General features: G+C 61.1%; 18 protein-coding genes. 10 read left to right on the top strand and 8 right to left on the bottom strand.

What is annotated here, in order from left to right:
* Positions 1-399 precede the first annotated feature (399 nt).
* From guaD to dcp, 5 genes are all read left to right on the top strand, one after another.
* Positions 400-1,731, top strand: a complete 1,332-nt coding sequence (guaD, locus tag TAN611_RS12310) for a guanine deaminase (protein WP_203066514.1) — start codon at positions 400-402, stop codon at positions 1,729-1,731.
* The gene (gene xdhA / locus TAN611_RS12305) at positions 1,728-3,152 is read left to right on the top strand and encodes a xanthine dehydrogenase small subunit (RefSeq protein ID WP_203066513.1); all 1,425 of its coding nucleotides are present in this window, start codon (positions 1,728-1,730) and stop codon (positions 3,150-3,152) included. Before guaD ends, xdhA begins: the two co-directional genes overlap by 4 nt.
* Positions 3,145-5,547, top strand: coding sequence for a xanthine dehydrogenase molybdopterin binding subunit (xdhB, locus tag TAN611_RS12300; RefSeq protein WP_203066512.1), 2,403 nt, complete (start codon positions 3,145-3,147; stop codon positions 5,545-5,547). Before xdhA ends, xdhB begins: the two co-directional genes overlap by 8 nt.
* The gene (gene xdhC / locus TAN611_RS12295) at positions 5,531-6,313 is read left to right on the top strand and encodes a xanthine dehydrogenase accessory protein XdhC (protein ID WP_203066511.1); all 783 of its coding nucleotides are present in this window, start codon (positions 5,531-5,533) and stop codon (positions 6,311-6,313) included. The genes xdhB and xdhC overlap by 17 nt, the downstream gene beginning before the upstream one ends.
* A 96-nt stretch (positions 6,314-6,409) precedes the next feature.
* Positions 6,410-8,611 carry a peptidyl-dipeptidase Dcp gene (gene dcp / locus TAN611_RS12290; protein ID WP_105233360.1) on the top strand — a complete coding sequence of 734 codons (2,202 nt, stop codon included), beginning with the start codon at positions 6,410-6,412 and terminating at the stop codon, positions 8,609-8,611.
* Between the two features lie 87 nt (positions 8,612-8,698).
* Here dcp and TAN611_RS12285 read toward each other — a convergent pair whose 3' ends face one another.
* On the bottom strand, positions 8,699-9,403 hold the full coding sequence (locus TAN611_RS12285) for an SDR family oxidoreductase (RefSeq protein WP_187044639.1): 705 nt from the start codon (positions 9,401-9,403) through the stop codon (positions 8,699-8,701).
* Between the two features lie 106 nt (positions 9,404-9,509).
* Between TAN611_RS12285 and TAN611_RS12280 the strand changes: the two genes are divergently transcribed.
* The 3 genes from TAN611_RS12280 (at position 9,510) to TAN611_RS12270 (ending at position 11,776) form a co-directional block, all read left to right on the top strand.
* The gene (locus tag TAN611_RS12280; RefSeq protein ID WP_111737030.1) at positions 9,510-10,391 is read left to right on the top strand and encodes a LysR substrate-binding domain-containing protein; all 882 of its coding nucleotides are present in this window, start codon (positions 9,510-9,512) and stop codon (positions 10,389-10,391) included.
* 258 nt (positions 10,392-10,649) lie between these two features.
* On the top strand, positions 10,650-11,348 hold the full coding sequence (locus TAN611_RS12275; RefSeq protein ID WP_203066510.1) for a hypothetical protein: 699 nt from the start codon (positions 10,650-10,652) through the stop codon (positions 11,346-11,348).
* Positions 11,345-11,776 (top strand): hypothetical protein, encoded by a 432-nt coding sequence (locus TAN611_RS12270; RefSeq protein WP_105231248.1) that lies wholly within the window; start codon positions 11,345-11,347, stop codon positions 11,774-11,776. Before TAN611_RS12275 ends, TAN611_RS12270 begins: the two co-directional genes overlap by 4 nt.
* A 54-nt stretch (positions 11,777-11,830) precedes the next feature.
* Here TAN611_RS12270 and TAN611_RS12265 read toward each other — a convergent pair whose 3' ends face one another.
* Both TAN611_RS12265 and TAN611_RS12260 read right to left on the bottom strand, forming a co-directional pair.
* On the bottom strand, positions 11,831-12,364 hold the full coding sequence (locus tag TAN611_RS12265; protein ID WP_105231247.1) for an SRPBCC family protein: 534 nt from the start codon (positions 12,362-12,364) through the stop codon (positions 11,831-11,833).
* A 3-nt stretch (positions 12,365-12,367) separates the two neighbouring features.
* Positions 12,368-12,715, bottom strand: coding sequence for a helix-turn-helix transcriptional regulator (locus TAN611_RS12260; protein ID WP_105233358.1), 348 nt, complete (start codon positions 12,713-12,715; stop codon positions 12,368-12,370).
* 219 nt (positions 12,716-12,934) lie between these two features.
* On the opposite strand from TAN611_RS12260, the gene TAN611_RS12255 reads away from it, so the two are divergent.
* Positions 12,935-13,177 (top strand): acyl carrier protein, encoded by a 243-nt coding sequence (locus TAN611_RS12255; protein WP_105231246.1) that lies wholly within the window; start codon positions 12,935-12,937, stop codon positions 13,175-13,177.
* A 13-nt stretch (positions 13,178-13,190) separates the two neighbouring features.
* Here the strand turns inward: TAN611_RS12255 and TAN611_RS12250 are convergent, their stop codons facing one another.
* On the bottom strand, positions 13,191-14,063 hold the full coding sequence (locus TAN611_RS12250) for a LysR family transcriptional regulator (protein WP_203066509.1): 873 nt from the start codon (positions 14,061-14,063) through the stop codon (positions 13,191-13,193).
* 107 nt (positions 14,064-14,170) lie between these two features.
* On the opposite strand from TAN611_RS12250, the gene TAN611_RS12245 reads away from it, so the two are divergent.
* Positions 14,171-15,268, top strand: a complete 1,098-nt coding sequence (locus TAN611_RS12245) for a tRNA-dihydrouridine synthase (RefSeq protein ID WP_197949566.1) — start codon at positions 14,171-14,173, stop codon at positions 15,266-15,268.
* Positions 15,269-15,299: 31 nt separating this feature from the next.
* Here TAN611_RS12245 and TAN611_RS12240 read toward each other — a convergent pair whose 3' ends face one another.
* The 4 genes from TAN611_RS12240 to TAN611_RS12225 all read right to left on the bottom strand — a co-directional run bounded on the left by TAN611_RS12240 (position 15,300) and on the right by TAN611_RS12225 (position 19,289).
* Entirely contained in the window at positions 15,300-16,310 is a 1,011-nt protein-coding gene (locus TAN611_RS12240; protein WP_105231243.1) for a transketolase family protein, read from the bottom strand.
* Positions 16,307-17,158, bottom strand: a complete 852-nt coding sequence (locus tag TAN611_RS12235) for a transketolase (protein WP_187044642.1) — start codon at positions 17,156-17,158, stop codon at positions 16,307-16,309. The genes TAN611_RS12240 and TAN611_RS12235 overlap by 4 nt, the downstream gene beginning before the upstream one ends.
* Positions 17,159-17,173: 15 nt before the next feature.
* Positions 17,174-18,472, bottom strand: coding sequence for an MFS transporter (locus TAN611_RS12230; protein WP_105231241.1), 1,299 nt, complete (start codon positions 18,470-18,472; stop codon positions 17,174-17,176).
* 67 nt (positions 18,473-18,539) lie between these two features.
* Positions 18,540-19,289: an SDR family NAD(P)-dependent oxidoreductase gene (locus tag TAN611_RS12225; protein ID WP_105231240.1), complete on the bottom strand. Its 750-nt coding sequence runs from the start codon at positions 19,287-19,289 to the stop codon at positions 18,540-18,542.
* Positions 19,290-19,318 lie beyond the last annotated feature (29 nt).

The raw sequence follows: 19,318 nt of genomic DNA, 5'->3' as shown, positions 1-19,318 counted from the left end.
ATGCTGATGGTGCAGCGTCGGGGATATGTGGCGTAACTGAACAGAAATGCTAACGCGTTGGCTCAAGGCTAATACGCATAGCCATTGGCCGGACGGCGAAAAATAATCGTTGCGCAACAATGGTGCAGCGCAATATTGCATGAATAAAGGCAAACGGTTGCTATTTAACCGCAACCGTTTGCTTATGCGGAGGATATTTATCCTGTGATTTTACGCATAATGGAGTGTTTTTTAATTGACTGATTTTTCAGTGTTTATTCTGTTTTCTGCATGCTGGCATGGCGATTGCTATCTTTAATTTATCGCCTGCAATTGATGATAAATTCGCCATGCGTTAACCGGTGAAATATTTATCGCCGCCGGTTGCGCTATGCGCGCCAGAAAAATAGGAACAGCATTATGAGCATGTCATTTACCCACGCCATTCGTGGCAATTTTTTCGATATTGCCGCCTGCGTGGAACAACCGGAACAACTCGGCGCCCAACTGCGGCATCTGCCGGACGGTCTGCTGCTGCTGAATCAGGGGCGCATCGTCTGGTTCGGCGAGTGGCAACAGGGCGCAGCGCTGCTGCCGGCCGGCACGGCGGTGACGGACTACCGCGATAAACTGGTGGTGCCGGGCTTTGTCGACTGCCACATTCACTATCCGCAAACTGAAATGATCGGCGCCTACGGCGACCAGCTGCTGGGCTGGCTGCAGCGCTACACCTTTCCGGTCGAAGGGCGCTTTGGCGACGCGGAGCATGCTGAGAATATCTCTGCATTTTTCCTGCAGCAGCTGTTGAGCAACGGCACCACCACCGCGCTGGTGTTCGCCACCGTGCATCCGCAGTCGGTCGACGCGCTGTTCACACAGGCAGCTGCGCTCAATATGCGGCTGATTGCCGGCAAAGTGATGATGGACCGCCACGCGCCGGAGGCGCTGCTGGAGACGCCGGCGCAAAGTTATCAGCAAACGCGGGCGCTGATCCGCCGCTGGCACGGCAAACAGCGGCTGGGCTATGCCCTGACGCCGCGCTTTGCGCCCACCAGCTCCCCGCAGCTGCTGGCGCAGGTGCAGCGCCTGCGGCAAGAGTTTCCCGACGTCTGGCTGCATACCCACCTGAGCGAAAATCGCGATGAAGTGGCCTGGGTGAAAGAACTGTTTCCGCAGCAGCGCAACTATCTGGACGTTTACCATCAATACGGGCTGACCGGTGAGAAAAGCGTCTTCGCCCACTGTCTGCATCTGGAAGACGCCGAATGGCAGTGCTTGTGTGATACCCGCTCATCGATCGCCTTTTGCCCGACCTCCAACCTGTTTCTCGGCAGCGGGCTGTTTAAGCTGCAGCAGGCCTGGCGGCGGAAGGTCCGGCTGGGCATCGGCAGCGACGTCGGGGCCGGCACCACCTTTAATATGCTGCAGACGTTGGGGGAAGCCTACAAAGTGGCGCAGTTACAGGATTACAAACTGGCGGCCGGCGAAGCCTTCTATCACGCCACGCTGGGCGGCGCGCGCGCGTTGGCGCTGGACAGCCATATCGGCAACTTTGACGTCGGTAAAGAGGCGGATTTTGTGGTGCTCGATCCGGCGGTCTCGCCGCTGCAACAGCTGCGCTACGCCAACAGCCGCACGCTGGATGAAGTGCTGTTTATGCTGATGACGCTCGGCGATGACCGCAACGTGTATCGCACCTATGTGGACGGCAAAGTAGTGTTTCAGGCGCCGCAGCGGCAGGAGGCGGCATGATCCAGTTTCTGCTGAACGATACGCTGAAAAGTGAACGGCTCGATCCCAATACCACGGTATTGCAGTATCTGCGTCGCCATCTGCGCCGCTGCGGCAGCAAAGAGGGCTGCGCCTCCGGCGACTGCGGCGCCTGCACCGTGGTGCTGGCAGAGGCCGACGGCGAGCGGCTGCGTTACCGCAGCGTCAATGCCTGCCTGACGTTTGTCAGCGCGCTGCATGGCAAACAGTTGCTGACCGTTGAGGATCTGCGCCATCAGGGGCGGCTGCATGCGGTGCAGCAGGCGATGGTGGACTGCCACGGCTCTCAGTGCGGCTTTTGCACGCCGGGGTTTGTGATGTCGCTATTTTGCCTGCAAAAGAACAGCGACGGCTATCAGCGCGAGCAGGCTTTGCAGGCGCTGGCGGGCAACCTGTGCCGCTGTACCGGCTATCGGCCGATCGTCGCGGCGGCGCAGCAGGCGTGTACGGCAAAAACGCCGGATCAGTTCGATGCCCGACAGGCGGAGACGCTGACTCGTCTGCGCCAGATCCCCGCCGCAGACGAGTCGGGCGGCGACGGCAAACGCTGCCTGATGCCGCAAACGCTGGATCAGCTGGCGCAATGGTATGTGCAGCATCCGCAGGCGAAATTACTGGCCGGCGGCACCGATCTGGCGCTGGAAGTGACGCAACGCCACCAGGATCTGCCGCTGACCATCGCCATCGGCCAGCTTGCCGAACTGCGGCAGATTGAGCGGGGCGCGCAGTTACGCATTGGTGCCGGCGTGACGCTGAGCGAACTTTACCGCGCGCTGGGGCATGAGCATCCGGCGCTGGGGGCGCTGCTGCAGCGTTTTGCATCGCAGCAAATCCGCAATCAGGGAACGCTGGGGGGCAATATCGCCAATGCCTCCCCGATCGGCGACGGCGCGCCGCTGTTGCTGGCGCTGGATGCGGTACTGACGCTGCGCTGCGGCGCCCAGCGGCGTGAACTGCCGCTGGACGCCTTCTTTCTCGCCTACCGGCAGACGGCGCTGCAGCCGGGGGAATTTATCGAAAGCATCCAGCTGCCGGCGTCGATCCCGGCGGATTTCCGCATCTGGAAAGTCTCCAAACGGTTGAAGGATGATATTTCCGCAGTGTGCGGCGCGTTTAACCTGCAGATTGAAGACGGCAGGGTGCGCTCTGCGCGCATCGCCTTCGGCGGCATGGCCGCCACGCCGAAACGGGCGGTTGCCTGCGAGCAGGCGCTGCTTGGCGCGCGTTGGGAGCACGCCAGCGTGGAGCGGGCGGCACAGGCGCTGACGCAGGATTTCACCCCGCTCAGCGACTTTCGCGCCAGCGGCGCCTACCGCATGTTGGTGGCGCAAAATTTGCTGCGCCGCTATTTCATCGCGCTGAGCGCGCCGGCCACCGTTATTGAGGTAACCAGCCATGAGTAAGCGACCCCAACCAGAACGCAGCCAGGCCGAGCTGGCCGCACAGTTCGGCCAGCCGCTGCGCGGCGGCGTCGGACGTAGCCAGCAGCACGAGAGCGCCGATAAGCACGTCAGCGGCGAGGCGCAATACATTGATGACCAGCTGGAGTATCCGCGGCAGCTGCATCTGGCTGCACGGCTGAGCGAGCGTGCACATGCGAAGATTGAGGCGCTGGACTGCGCCGCCTGCGCGCAGTTTCCCGGCGTGGTGCGGGTGATGACCTGGCAGGACGTACCGGGAGAGCTGGATATCGCCGCGCTGACCGCAGGCGATCCGCTGATGGCCAAAGATCGGGTCGAGTATGTCGGTCAAGTGGTGGCGGTGGTGGCGGCGGAAGATGAGGAAACCGCCTGGCGCGCGGCGCAGGCGATCGTCATCGACTATCAGGATCTGCCGGCGCGCCTGGACGTTGAACAGTCATACCGCAACGGCTGGCTGGTCGAGGAGAGCCATCGCCACCGTCGCGGCGACGCGGAGGCGGCGTTGGCGCGTGCGCCACACCGGCTGCAGGGCGAGCTGCGCATCGGCGGCCAGGAGCATTTCTATCTGGAAACCCAGATTTCTGCGGTGGTGCCCGGCGAGGACGGCAGTATGCGGGTCTCTTCCTCTACCCAGAACCCGAGTGAGGTGCAGAAACTGGTGGCCTCGGTGCTGGCGCTGCCGCTGCATAAAGTAACGGTCGACACCCGGCGGATGGGCGGCGGCTTCGGCGGTAAAGAGACGCAGGCCGCCGGGCCGGCGTGCCTGTGCGCACTGGCGGCGCACCTGACCGGCCGGCCGGCGAAGATGCGCCTTAACCGCCGTGACGACATGATGATCACCGGCAAACGTCACCCGTTCTACATTCACTACGACGTGGGGTTTGACGACAGTGGCCTGTTGAGCGGTATCAACATCGACCTGGCGGGCAACTGCGGCTATTCGCTCGACCTGTCCGGTTCGATCGTCGATCGGGCGATGTTCCACGCCGATAACGCCTATTTCCTGCAGGATGTGGTGATAACCGGCCACCGCTGCCAGACCCATACCGCGTCGAATACCGCCTATCGCGGCTTCGGCGGCCCGCAGGGCATGATGGCGATCGAGAACATTATGGACGTTATTGCCCGCCACCTGGCGCTGGATCCGCTGGCGGTGCGGAAAACCAACTACTACCGGCAGAAAACGCGCAATGTGACCCATTATCAGCAGCCGGTCGGCCAGAACCTGCTGGCGGAGATTACCCGGCGGCTGGAGCACAGCGCCGACTACCGGGCGCGCCGCGCGGCGGTGCGGGCGTTCAATGCGCGCAGCCCGCTGCTGAAAAAGGGGCTGGCGCTGACGCCGGTGAAATTCGGCATTTCATTTACCGCCAGCTTCCTCAATCAGGCCGGGGCGCTGCTGCTGATCTATACCGACGGCAGCATGCAGCTTAATCACGGCGGCACGGAGATGGGTCAGGGTCTGAACACCAAGGTGGCGCAGGTTGTGGCCGAAGTGTTCCAGGTGGATATTGCGCGGATTCAGATCACCGCCACCGATACCGGCAAAGTGCCGAACACCTCGCCGACGGCGGCGTCGTCCGGCACCGATCTGAACGGCAAAGCGGCGGAAAACGCCGCGCTGACCATTAAACAGCGGCTGATCGACATGCTGGTCAAACAGCACCAGGTGCCGGCGCGGCAGGTGGTGTTCAGCAACGGCCAGGTGCGGGTCGGCGAGCGCTACTTCAGTTTTGAACAGGTCGTCCAGCAGGCCTATCTGAACCAGATTTCGCTGTCCAGCACCGGCTATTACCGCACGCCGAAGATTTTCTACGATCGCGAGGCCGGCGCCGGGAATCCCTTCTATTACTTCGCCTACGGCGCGGCCTGTTCTGAAGTATTGATCGACACCCTGACCGGCGAGTATCAGCTGCTGCGCGCTGATATCCTGCATGACGTCGGCGACTCGCTCAATCCGGCCATTGATATCGGGCAAATCGAAGGGGGATTTGTGCAGGGCATGGGCTGGCTGACCTGCGAGGAGCTGGTATGGGATGAACAGGGCCGGCTGCTGACCAACGGGCCGGCCAGCTACAAGATCCCGGCAATAGGTGATGTGCCGGCCGATCTGCGGGTATCGCTGCTGGAAAACCGCCGCAACCCGCAGCAGACGGTATTCCGCTCCAAAGCGGTGGGCGAGCCGCCGTTTATGCTGGCGATTTCGGTCTGGTGCGCGATTAAGGACGCGGTCGCCAGCCTGAGCGATTACCGGCGTCAGCCGGATATTGACGCGCCGGCTACGCCGGAGCGGGTGCTGTGGGGCGTACAGCAGATGCTTTCAGGTGACGGTGTCACCAAAAATCTGCGGGAGGGTGAAGATGGCGCACTGGATTGATGCCTTGGCCGCCCTGCGGCAGCGCGGCGAACCCTGCGTGCTGGTCACCGTGATTGATGAGCACGGCTCCACGCCGCGCAACCGCGGCGCGAAGATGCTGGTGACCGCCGGGCAGGCGCTGGACACCATCGGCGGCGGGCACCTGGAGTTTCAGGCGCTGGAAATTGCCCGCGCCATGCTGCAGCAGGGCGAGACGGCGCTGCGGCTGGAGAGCTTTCCGCTGGCGGCGCGGCTGGGGCAGTGCTGCGGCGGCCACGTCCGCGTGCTGTTTGAGCCGCAGAACGCGGCGCGGCCGCAGGTAGCGCTGTTCGGCGCCGGCCATGTGGGACGCGCGCTGGCGCAGATCCTGGCGACGCTGCCGCTGCAGGTGCGCTGGTTCGACAGCCGGGTAGAACAGTTTCCGCCGCAGGTGGCCGCCAATATTTTGCCGCAGCTGTGTGAGGATCTGCCGGAAGCGGTCGATGACTTGCCGCCGGGTTGCCTCTATATTGTGATGACCCACGATCATGGTCTCGATCTGGCGCTGGCGGAGCGTATTCTTAAACGTAACGACGCCGCCTATTTCGGGCTGATCGGTTCATTGACCAAGCGGAAGCGTTTCGAGTATCAGCTCGGTTTGCGCGGTGTAGCACCGACGGCGTTGGCGCGGATGCGCTGCCCGCTGGGGCTGGCGGACGTGAAGGGCAAACTGCCGGCGGAAATCGCCGTCGCCGTTGCCGGTGAAGTGATCGCCCATTACGCCGGCGGGCAAGAAGCGCGGCGCTAATCAGTTGTTTTTGCTGAATCTGACAACTGCGCCTAAGCTTGGGATGGCATTGGGGAAGCGTGATTCCCCGCACCCTACATGGAGGAGTTTGAATTGATGCGTTTATCCACTTTAGTGTTAGCGATGAGCATGGCATTGGGCACGCAGGCGCAGGCTGAGGAGAGCAAAACCCCCTCCGAACATGCGGCGCTGCCCAGCGGCCAGGCGAAGGAGGCGACGGTGACCGGCGAAGCCAATCAGCACGAGAACCAAAAAAGCGACAACCCGTTCTTCTACCAAAGCCGTCTGCCGTATCAGGCGCCGCCGTTCGATCAGATTAAAGAGAGCGACTACGCGCCGGCGATTGATGAGGGCATCAAACAGAAACTGGCGGAAGTGGACAAAATCGCCAATAACCCGGCCAAGGCGGATTTTGACAATACCCTGGTGGCGCTGGAAAAAACCGGCGCGCTGCTGACCCGGGTGATGAGCGTATTCGGCGCCATGACCTCCGCCAATACCAGCGACGCCCTGCAGAAACTGGATGAAGAGGTGTCACCGAAGCTGGCGGCGATGGACGACGCCATTATGCTCAACAGCAAGCTGTTTGCGCGGATTAAAGCGGTGTATGCGCAGCGTGACTCGCTGAAGCTGGATGCGGAATCCCGCCGTCTGCTGGAAGTGGCTTACCAAAGCTTTGAGCTGGCCGGCGCCAACCTGTCGGACGCCGACAAAACCAAGCTGAAGGCGCTGAACCAGGAAGCGGCGACGCTCAGCACCCAGTTCACCAATAAGCTGCTGGCGGCGGCGAAGAACGGCGCGCTGGCCATCAGCGACAAGAGCAAACTGGACGGCCTGTCCGCCGGCGAACTGGCGGCAGCGGCCCAGGCGGCCAGCGAACGCAAGCTGGATAAACAGTGGCTGCTGGTGCTTCAGAACACCACCCAGCAGCCGGATCTGCAGACCCTGAAGGATCGCGACACGCGCAAGGCGCTGTTTGACGCCTCATGGACGCGCGCCGAGAAGGGCGACGGCAACGACACCCGCCAGACCATCGCCCGGCTGGCGAAGATCCGCGCCGAGCAGGCCAAACTGTTAGGCTTCCCGGATTACGCCTCGTGGAAACTGCAAAATCAGATGGCGAAAACGCCGAAGGCGGCGCTGAGCTTTATGCGCGATATCGTGCCGGCGGCGACCGCGCGTGCGCAGCGCGAGGCGAAGGATATTCAGGCGGTGATCGACCAGCAAAAAGGCGGCTTTAAACTGGCGGCCTGGGACTGGCAATACTACGCCGAGCAGGTGCGCAAGGCGAAGTACGACCTGGATGAATCACAGATAAAACCTTACTTTGAGCTGAATAACGTGCTGAATAACGGCGTGTTCTACGCGGCTAACCTGCTGTACGGCATCACCTTTAAACAGCGTAAGGATATCCCGGTTTACCAGCCGGACGTGCGGGTGTATGAGGTGTTTGATAAGGACGGCAAATCGCTGGCGCTGTTCTATACCGACTACTTTAAGCGCGATAACAAGGGCGGCGGCGCCTGGATGAGCAACTTCGTCGAGCAGTCGAAGCTTAACGGCACCAAACCGGTGATTTACAACGTCGCCAACTTCACCAAACCGGCGCCCGGCCAGCCGGCGCTGCTGTCGTATGACGATGTGATCACCATGTTCCATGAGTTTGGTCATGCGCTGCACGGCATCTTTGCCGATCAGGAGTACCCGAGCCTGTCCGGCACCAATACCGCGCGCGACTTCGTCGAGTTCCCGTCGCAGTTTAACGAGCACTGGGCGCGCGATCCGAAAGTTTTTGCCCACTTCGCCAAGCATTATCAGAGCGGCGAGGCGATGCCGCAGGAACTGGTCGACAAGATCAACAAGGCCGACAAGTTCAACAAAGGCTACGACATGACCGAACTGCTGTCGGCGGCGCTGCTGGATATGCACTGGCATATGCTGAGCGCCGATCGGCCGCAGCAGGACGTCGACAAGTTCGAGGCGCAGTCGCTGCAGAAAGATAACATCGATCTCAGCTATGTGCCGCCGCGCTACCGTTCCAGCTACTTCCAGCATATCTGGGGCAACGGTTATGCCGCCGGCTACTACGCCTATCTGTGGACCGAAATGCTGGCGGACGACGCTTTCCAGTGGTTCAGCGAGCACGGCGGCCTGACGGCGGAAAACGGCCAGCGCTTCCGTGATATGGTGCTGTCGCGCGGCAACAGCGAAGATCTGGAAAAGCTGTATGAAACCTGGCGCGGTAAAGCGCCGAGCATTGAACCGATGCTGATCAACCGTGGGTTGAAAGAGCAGTGATTGATCGCGAGGGATATCTCACGGTGAAATAGGGGATCCGGGCAGCGATCCGCCTTCCATCAGAGAAGGCGGATCGTTCAAAGGCAATCAGATGGAGCGGCTTACGCCGCCATCGACGCGGATATTCTGGCCGGTGACGTAGCCCGCGCCTTCCGACAGCAAAAAGGCCACGGTGTCTGCGATTTCCTCAACGGTTCCATAGCGGCCCATCGGCACGCTGTCGCGGCGTTCAGCGACTTCGGGAAGGCTGTCGATCCAGCCGGGCAGCACGTTGTTCATGCGGACATTCTGCGCCGCATAGGCGTCCGCAAAGAGCTTGGTGAAGCTGGCAAGACCCGCCCGGAATACCACCGACGTCGGGAATAGGCTGGACGGCTCGAAAGCCCAGGTCGTCGAAATGTTGACGATGGCGCCACCACCTTGCGCGGCCATGATCGGCGCGACCAGACGAATCGGGCGCACGGCGCTCAGAAAATAGACATCCATGCCCTGGTGCCACTCCTCGTCAGTGATGTCGAGTAGCGGTGCGCGCGGACCATGGCCTGCGGAATTGACCAGTGCGTCGATCCGTCCCCATGTTGCCATTGTCAGATCTACGATTTGCTTCACGTCGTCGATGGACTGGTTCGAGCCGGTAACGCCGACGCCGCCCAGTTCCTGGGCCAGCGCCTCGCCCTTGCCCGACGAGGAGAGAATAGCGATACGATAGCCACTCTGAGCCAGTCTGCGTGCGGCAGCGGCCCCCATACCGGATCCGCCGCCCATGATGAGTGCAACTTTTTCTTCAGCCATAACAGTCTCCTTTGGTTAGGTTATACAGGTATTGTGTCAGGTGACAGCTGAAGTTTCGTGTGATAAATAAACGCGTAAGACTGTAGAAAAACTATAGGGTACCGCTATGACGCCATCCCGCCGTAAACTCCCCCCGCTTAATGCTCTGCGGGCCTTCGAGGTTTCAGGCCGCCGGCTGAGCTTTCGGGCCGCCGCCGAGGAATTGGGCGTCACCCAGGGCGCCGTCGCACAGCAGGTGCGCGCGCTGGAAGAGCACCTGGGCCAGAGCCTGTTCCAGCGTCTGCCGCGCGGTCTTGCTCTGACGCCACAGGGCGCGGCCTACCTGACGGAAGTGACCCGCGCCTTCGATACGCTCGGGGACGCCACTGGGCGGCTACTTGAGCGGCCAGACACGGTCACGATCAGCGTTACGCCGACCTTCGCCGCAAAGCTGCTGATCCCTCGTCTGGCCGAGTTGAACGCCGCGTTACCCGGCGTGGAATTGCGCACGGTCGCCACCGAGGCGCTCTGCGATTTTGAGCGTGACCAGGTGGACATCGCAATGCGGCTAACCCGTCCCCCGTTCCCATCCGAGCTGGAGGCCAGGCTGCTGTTCCATCAGGAACTGGTGGCGGTCGCCAGCCCTCATCTGGTCAAAGATTTACCGCTCCCGCTATCTAGAGAACGGCTTAGGGAACTTCCGCTCCTGCATGATGCGCTCGACCATTGGCCGCTGTTTCTGCGTGCCGACGGCAAACTGCCCGGTGCGGTATTTAACCAGACGACGCTGGCGCTGGATGCGGCCCTGGCCGGCCAGGGCATCGCCTTGGCATGCCGCGCGTTTGTGGCGAGGGATCTCAAGGCCGGGCGTCTCATGCAGGTCACGAATGAGACCATGATGATAGAGCCCAGCTATTTCCTTGTCCGCAAGCGCTCATCCTTGCCGCTTGCCCCGCAGGATGCGGTATGGGACTGGTGCGTGGCCCGGCTTTCGCTTGCTGCCGATTAGCGGGGCGCTCTCCCCGGCATAACGGGCGAAGCGCGCTTCGTCCGTTAAAAGCAAAGCGTTACGTGAAATACAACGTAACGGCCGCACACGTATCCAAGATTGTTCCTGAACTTAACTTTTTCAATCGGTTATCTGCGTTTTCTCTCCCGGACGTTATTGAACTGACCGCGGCGGTTGGTTATGTTGTGCGCACGCGATTTAACAGGGAATAAAGATAGAGCGGAATCTATCTGTCGTTAATCAGGGAGATAATCAGGGATGAGTAAGCGCAGCGATATTATTGACAGCAGTCAGGCGCACACCGCGTCTTATGGGCTGGTTTATACGGAAGTGCTTGGCTGGGTGGATCTGGGTCATGCTCAGGGAACCGATATCAAATTGCTTATGGATAAACTCAATACTGGAGAACTATCAGGCGATGAACGGTATGATGTGACTTACTCACAGTCTATGACTGACAGATTTAAACTTACTCGTATGGGGAGGTTTATTAAATGGCGTATCAGACGGGGGCGATCGTATTATGAGCGGCAAAGCATCGCGCTGGCGATGATGATGACGCTAGCACGCAAGTTTGAGGCATTCCAATCATCATTTCCTATCAACCTGGTTACCGACAGCGGTTTTAGCGGTGAAGATCTGGTTTCCGATTTACTCGGGTTTTACCGCGTGATGTCTATTGAAAATCCGTTTCCTTTCCTGCGTCCCGTTAGTAAAGTTGAAGCCTTAAGGCGTTGGGACCATTATGGCCCGATCGGTTCGTTCAAGAACGAGAGTTTTTTACCGATACTATTTCCCGATCCGGTCAGGTATCCCCATGCTAAACCGCGCAGAGGAGATCTGCCGCCCTTTATGAAAACCATCAGACCCTACGGTGATTTTAACTCTGGGAATGTTGCTGTCGCTACTCGGAATGGCTCTTTTATGCAGGGTGGGAAAGGAGAACCCATAGTATGAAGACGTCAGTAAAAGTTACCCTTGTCCTGATTATCGGTATTGTCGCAGCATGGACTTATTGCTGGCCGTTCATAAAAATGAATTTTGCCGGCAGTGCACAATATACCGAGCAAGATTCTCGACAGTATGAGTTCTACACTCCTGAATTATTCAAGAACATGCCGCGCATTACTGACCACTATGATTTCAATTATGCAAATGTTGCCGGCCCAGAAGCCTTGATCTATGCGGTGACATTTTATGGGACTGACGATACTCGTCATGTGAACGACTATCTGACCGCCATGGGTTACCAACCGCAGCCTACCTGTATGGTTGTGGCCGAGTGCTGGCGCACAACGGGTTCAAAAGATGTGGTGATGGTTGCGCAGCTATCAGAACCGGAAAGGGTATTTATCCAGATTTACAGCAGTCCCTATACGCGTTAATAAAAACGGCCAGGCTTTAGCCTGGCGCGTAATCACCAATGCGACTTTCATTGACTACAGCTTGGCGCGGTATGCCTCTTCGGCCTGCGTCAGCGTGGCCCAGAACGGCCGTGGCGGCTGATTGTTCAGGCGATCGACCAAAATATCCAGATGGGTGTGCCAGCCGCCGGCGACGCTCAGCATCTGGCTACGGTCGGCCAGGCGGCGGTGGGTGACGGTCAGCAGCACGTTGTCACCTTGCTCGGTCAGCTCAAAGGTGACTTCCGACGGGCGTTCTTCGCCTTTTTCTTCCCAGGTGAAGCTCAGAACCTGCGGCGGAAACAGGCAGATAATATGCCCGGGATTGGTGACCGGGCCGCTGTAAGCCTTGTACTCCGCCGGCGTGGGTTCGTCTTTGCCCGCCAGTTCGCCGTTATTGAACACCAGCTCGAACGGCGCGCCGCGTTCCAGCTTCATTTCGCCCGCCGCCAGCCAGGTGGCGCGTTTGTCTGACTCGGTCAGATAGGCCCATACGCGCTCAATCGGGCCGGGCAGCAGACGCTGGATCCTCAACGTGCCGGTTTCAATTACCATACCGTAATCATTCATCGTTCACTCCTTGGGAGTGGACGGCTCCGACTGCCGCAGCGCCTGTTCCAGCGCGTCGAGTCGTTCCGTCCAGAAATGTTCATAGGATTGCAGCCATTGCATGGCCTGCGCCATCGGCTCTGGTTCGAGTCGGCAAATATGGTTTCTTCCCTGCACGGTGCGCTGCACCAGTCCTGCCTGTTCCAGGGCTTTGATGTGCTTGGAGGCGCCGGCGAAACTCATGTTAAGCGGCGCGGCCAGCTCGCCGATACTGCGCTCGCCCTGCGACAGCCGCGTCAGGATCGCGCGTCTTGTCGGATCGGCCAGCGCATGAAAAACGGCGTCCAGCTGAGAGTGCGGTAATTTAACCATATGGTTGAATATAGAACGATGCGTCGGATATTCAATCTCTTTTTGTCTGGTTTTTTCCGGCGACGTGATACAGGTGGCAAAACGGCATCCGAGGAATAAAACGTGACGAATGGGGATTTTTTTGGCAAAAATGCGGCATTTTTTCAACATAATCCTATATTTTCAGCCACTGGCGTCGGCAATGATCGCCCATCTTGGAAGATTTTTCGGAGAAAACGTATGGAAACCATTGGGCAACGCGTGCTCGGCACACTGGCCAAACTACAGGGGATTAATAAATCCAACATGTCGATTGATGCAGATTTCTTTTTCGATCTGGAAATGGACTCGCTGGATCGGGTGGAGGCGCTGACGCTGCTGGAACAGGAATTCGGCATGACGATCCCGCTGGCGGATGCGGCTAAATTCAGCCGGGTGCGCGACGTGGTCGACTACCTGACGCCGCACCTGAGCGGCGTCTGAGGGGACGGCGACGCTAGCCCATCGCTTTCGCCAGCGCGTCAAGAAACACGCCGACCCGCAGCGGCAGGTAACGATGACTGGGAAACAGCGCCCAGACGGCCAATGCCTGCGGCTGAACATCCTGCAGTTCAATGGCGACCAGCTCACCGCGGCGCAGTTCCTCCCGAATATCCCAGTGGGTGAGCTGCGCCAGCCCCAGCCCCGCCTTGCACAGTGAACGCACGCCCTCAACGCTGCTGCAGCTAAAGCGCCCGTCGATACTTATTCCGGAGGTCTGAGCGTCGTCGGAAAATGTCCACTGCAGCACGTTACTCAGCCGCAAGCAGGCAAAGCTGGCAAGATCCGCCAGCCGCTGCGGCCGGCCGTGCCGTTGCAGATAGGCCGGCGCCGCGCACAGTACGCGCGGATTATCGGCAATCTTGCGGGCGATCAGGTTGGAATCACGCAGCGGGGCGACACGGATCGCCACGTCAAAGCCCTGGGCGACGATATCAACGACCTCGTCGCTCAGTTGCAGATCCACTTTCATATCAGGATTTTCCGCCAGCAGCGTCGGAATGAGCGGCACCAGAATACGCTGCCCGAGCCCGGAGGGGGCGGTGACGCGCAGCTGACCGCCAGCGCCTTGCCGCCCGCTGGAAAACAGGACGCGTGCGCTTTGTTCCGCTTCCAGCATGGTGCGGGCGTAAGGCATAAACTCCACGCCTTCTGGGGTGAGCGACACCGCGCGGGTGGTGCGGTGCAACAGGCGCACGCCGAGCGAGGCTTCCAGCGCCGCCAGCCGCCGCGAGACCGACATCGGCGACATGTCCAGACGGTGCGCCGCCTGCGTCAGGCTGCCGGTCTGGGCCACCTGCAGGAAAATTTCAATCTCTTTCAGGTTCATTATAACGAATTCCGTTATACGGGTTTATCTGGCCCCGGTGTTTTTCCTGACCAAACCCGGGATTACAATTGGTTTTGTTTATAATAAGCTAACCGGAGAGGCCTGTCATGAATCATTCCGCGCTGTTCCAGACGCAGCAAATCAACCAACTGTTGTTGCCCAACCGGCTGGCGGTGGCGCCGATGACGCGGGTTTCCGCCTCCGCTGACGGCGTGGCGGGCGAGAGAATGCGCCAGTATTATCAGCGCTTCGCGCAGGGCGAGTTTGGCCTGATCGTCAGTGAAGGCATCTATATCGACAGCGCCAGCTCGCAGAGCTATGACTTTCAGTCCGGGCTGGTGAACCAGGCGCAGCAGCGCGGCTGGCAGCAGGTGACGCAGGCGGTGCATCAGCACGGCGGCAAAATCTTCGCCCAGCTCCAGCATGCCGGCGCGTTGTCGCAGGCAAACCGCCATCGTATGCATACCGTCGCCCCTTCAGCGCTGCGGCCGAAAGGCGAGCAGATGGCCTTTTACCGCGGTGAAGGGCAATATCCGCTGCCGCGAGCGCTGGACGACGAGGAGATTCAACAGATTATCGCGGATTTCGCTACCGCGGCGGAACGTGCGCTGCACGCCGGTTTTGACGGTATCGAGATTCACGGCGCCAATGGCTACCTGCTGGACCAATTTTTCACCGACTACAGCAATCAGCGCGATGACCGCTGGGGCGGCGATATTATCGGCCGGCTGTCGCTCAGCCTGGCGGTGATCGACGCGGTGCGTCAGCGGATTGGTCGTGCGGCGCCGCTGGGGATTCGCCTGTCGCAGGGCAAGGTGAATGATTTTGACCATAAATGGTCCGAAGGTGAGGCCGGGGCCAAAGCGGTGTTCCAACGGCTGGCGGCCTCGGGCATCGATTTTCTGCACGTTACCGAACATGAGGCGTGGCAGCCGGCATTCGACGCCGACGGGGCGTCGCTGGCGGCACTGGCGCATCGCCATGCGCCGTCGCTGACGCTGATTGCCAACGGCGGGCTGCATCAACCGCAGCGGGCGCTGCAGCTGACGGAGCAGGGGGCCGATGTGATTGCGTTGGGGCGCGGCGCGCTGGCTAACCCTGACTGGCCGCGACGGGTGCGTCAGGGGTTGGCGCTGCAGGAATTCGACCGCGCGCTGCTCGGGCCTATCGCCGATATCAAAGAGAGCGAGCTGCGGCTGGCGTAATGCGACTTCCCTGTCGCGGTGCGGCCTACAGCTACAGCCAGCCCTTGATCTGCCGGATGATTTCGGTGGTGGAGATGCCGTAACGGTCATGCAGGGTCGGCAGCGCGCCGGCCAGCAGGAAGGCGTCCGGCAGAGCGATCTGCCGGAACGCCGGCGTCACGCCGTTGCGCAGCAGGGTTGACGCCACGGCTTCCCCCAGACCGCCAATCTGTGAATGGTTCTCCGCAACGATCACCAGCCGGCCGGAGACGCCGGCCTCGCGCAGAATGGTCTCCTCATCCAGCGGTTTGATCACCGGCGAATGCACCACCGCCACGCTGACGCCGCTCTGCTCCAGCTGTTCCGCCGCCTCCAGCGCACGCATGGTCATCAGGCCGCTGGCGATAATCACCACATCTTTACCGTCACGCAGCCGCTGGGCCTTACCGTGACGGTACTGATAATCGTAACGGTCGAGCACCAGCGGTACTTTGCCGCGCAGCAGGCGCATATACACCGGCCCCTGATGCGCCGCCACCGCCGGCACCATCTGGCTCAGCTCCAGCGCATCGCAGGGATCGATCACCGTCAGGTTCGGCATGCCGCGGAAGATCGCCAGATCTTCGGTGGCCTGATGGCTCGGGCCGTAACCGGTGGTCAGCCCCGGCAGGGCGCAGGCGATTTTAACGTTCAGGTTCTCCTCGGCGATCGCCATACAGATAAAGTCATAGGCGCGCCGGGCGGCGAACACCGCATAGGTGGTGACGAACGGCGTAAAGCCTTCGCGCGCCATGCCGGCGGCGGCGCTCATCAACAGCTGCTCCGCCATGCCCATCTGATAGAAACGCTCGGGAAACGCCTTGGCGAACAGGTGCAGATCGGTGTATTTGCTGAGATCGGCGGTCATGCCGACGATGTCGTCGCGCTGCCGGGCCAGCGCAACCAGCGCTTCACCAAACGGCGCGGACTGTGTCGGCTGGCCTTCGGCGGCGATGGAGGCGATCATCGCCGAGGTGGTTAAACGCTTTTTGCCGCCGGCGGGCGTGGTGGTGGTCTGGCTCATGGTTGTTCTCCGATTTCCAGGGCGGTCAGCGCCTGATCCCATTCATGTTCATCCACGCGGATGAAGTGCGTTTTCTCCCGCGCCTCCAGAAAAGGGACGCCTTTGCCCATGCGGGTGTCGCACAGGATCACCCGAGGCTGGGGTTTATCGTGGCGGCGCGCGACGTCGAAGGCGGTCACCAGGGCGTCGAGGTCGTTGCCGTCTACCCGCTGCACATGCCAGCCGAACGCCTGCCAGCGGTCGGCCAGCGGTTCGAAGGAGAGGATCTCCGACGAGTGGCCGTCCGCCTGCTGATTGTTGACGTCCACCAGGGCAATCAGGTTATCCAGCCGCCAGTGCGCGGCGGACATCACCGCCTCCCAGGTGGAGCCTTCATTGAGTTCGCCGTCGGACAGCAGGTTGTAAATAAACGCCGGGTTGTTTTTGCGCTTCAGCCCCAGGCAGGCGCCCACCGCGATGCCCAGTCCGTGCCCCAAGGAACCGCCGGTGATCTCCATACCGGGGGTGTAGGCGGCCATGCCGGACATCGGCAGACGGCTGTCGTCGGCGCCGTAGGTTTCGCGCTCATCGAGCGGCAGAATGCCGGCCTCCAGCAGCGCGGCGTAGAGCGCGATAGCATAGTGGCCGATCGACAGATAGAAACGGTCGCGCTGTTCCCATTCGGGATCGTCCGCGCGGTAGCGCAGGGCGTGAAAATAGCTGACCGCCAGCAGGTCTGCAGCGCCGAGCGCCTGGCCGATATAGCCTTGCCCCTGCACCTGGCCCATAATCAGCGCGTGCCGGCGAATGTTGTACGCCCGCTGCTGCAGTGAGAGCGCGGCGGTCTGCGGTACATCGATTGTGGTCATGTTTTAACTCCGTGATTATCGGTTAACCTGCGCGGCCGGAATGCGGAACACCAACAGCGAACCGGCCAGCAATACCAGTGTGATCAGATACATGCCCCAGGCGGGCGAGCCGGTGATGCTGCTGATGCCGCCGATCAGGTAAGGGGAGAAGAAGCCCGCCAGGTTGGCGAAGCAGTTCACCGCGGCGATGCCGGCGGCGGCGGAAACGCCGCCCAGCAGATTGGTAGGCAGCATCCAGAACAATGAGGAGGCGGAGAGGATGCCCGCCGCCGCCAGGCAGAGAAAGGCGACCGACAGCGCGACATAATGGCCGAACTGGGTGGCCAGCAGCAGCGCCGCAGCGCCCGCCAGCATCGGGATAGCCAGATGCCAGCGCCGTTCACGATGACGGTCGCCGCTGCGCCCGGCCAGAATCATCGCCACGATGGCGCACAGATACGGCAGACTGCTGAGCAGACCGATCTGCAGCGGTTCGCGGATGCCGGCGTTTCTGACCAGCGTCGGCAGCCAGAAGGTGAGCGCATACTGGCCCATCACCACGCAGAAATAGATCAGCGCCAGCAGCCACAGCCGCCTGTCGCCGATAAACGCGGCGATGGTGCCGTGCTGGTGTTTATGCTGATCGTCGGCGTCGAGATCGGCGCGCACCAGGCGTTTTTGGTGTTCATCCAGCCAGGGCGCGTCCTCGACCCGATCCTTCAGCGCCATCAGTACCACCAGCCCCATCAGCAGCGTAGGCACCGCCTCCAGCGCAAACATCCACTGCCAGCCGGCCCAGCCGTGCACACCGGCAAAGCGCTCCATAATCCAGCCGGAGATCGGGCCGCCGATCATGCCGGACAGCGGAATGGCGATAAACCACAGCACCGTCATGCGCGCGCGCCGCGCCGCCGGGAACCAGTAGGTGAGATACAGCAGCAGGCCGGGCGCCAGGCCGGCTTCCGCCACGCCAAGCAGAAAGCGCAGCAGGTAAAACTGCCAGGCGGTTTCCACCAGGGCGAACAGGCCGGAAATCAGTCCCCAGGTGATCATGATGCGGGCGATCCAACGTCTGGCGCCCACCCGGTGCAGGATCAGATTGCTCGGTACTTCGAAGAAAAAATACCCGATAAAGAAAATGCCGGCGCCGAGACCGTAGACGGTTTCGCTGAGAGCCAGATCGTCCATCATCTGCAGCTTGGCGAAGCCGACGTTTACCCGATCAAGGTAGGCGCACAGGTAGCACAGCATCAAAATCGGCATCAGCCGCCAGGCGATCTTGCGGTAAGCCGTGTCGCGCACGCCGGCGGCGGCGGTCAGGTTAAGCGTTGTCATGATGTCCACTCCTGAAACAGACGGGGATCCCCCGCGGTGCGGGGGCCGTAAGGCGGGCGAGGCCGGGTCAGTGAATCAGCATGCCGCCGTTCACGTCCAGCGTGATGCCGGTCAGGTAGCTGGAGAGGTCGCTGGCCAGGAACAGCGCGGCGTTGGCGACGTCCTGCGCGTTGCCCAGCCGGCCGAGCGGAATGCCGTCGATAATGGCGTGCCGGCGCTCGTCCTGCATCAGGCCGCCGGTGATATCGGTCTGGATCAGGCCGGGGGTGATGCTGTTGATGCGGATCTGCTCCGGGGCGAACTCGCGCGCCATCGCCTTCGCCAGCCCGAGCACGCCGGCCTTGGCGGCGCTGTAGTGCGGGCCGCCGAAGATGCCGCCGCCGCGCTGGGCGGATACCGACGACAGGCAGACGATGCTGCCGCCGCCGTTGGCGCGCATCGCCGGGATCACCGCCTGCGACATCAGCAGCGTACCGCGCAGGCTGACGTCCAGCACGCGGTCGTAGTCCTGCATGCCGATCTCCAGCGTTTTTACCGGCTGGGTAATGCCGGCGTTGTTGACCAGTACGTCGATGCGGCCGTAGTGCTCGAGGATTTGCGCCACGGCCTGATTGACCGCCTGCGGGTCAGCGACGTCAACCGCCAGTCCCAGATGGCCGTCGCCAAGCTGCTGCGCGGCATGGGCCGCCGCGTGGCGATCCAGATCCAGGATTGCCACGCGTGCGCCGTGGGCGGCAAAGCAGGCGGCGGTGGCGCGGCCGATGCCGCGCTCGGAGGCGGCGCCGGTGATAACGGCGATTTTATTGTTCAGTAACATCTGCGACTCCTGAGTATTTTTATGTTTTT

This window comes from Serratia sp. Tan611 (assembly GCF_905188235.1).
GTDB lineage: Bacteria > Pseudomonadota > Gammaproteobacteria > Enterobacterales > Enterobacteriaceae > Serratia_B > Serratia_B rhizosphaerae.
This window is presented reverse-complemented; position numbering and strand designations above follow the sequence as displayed.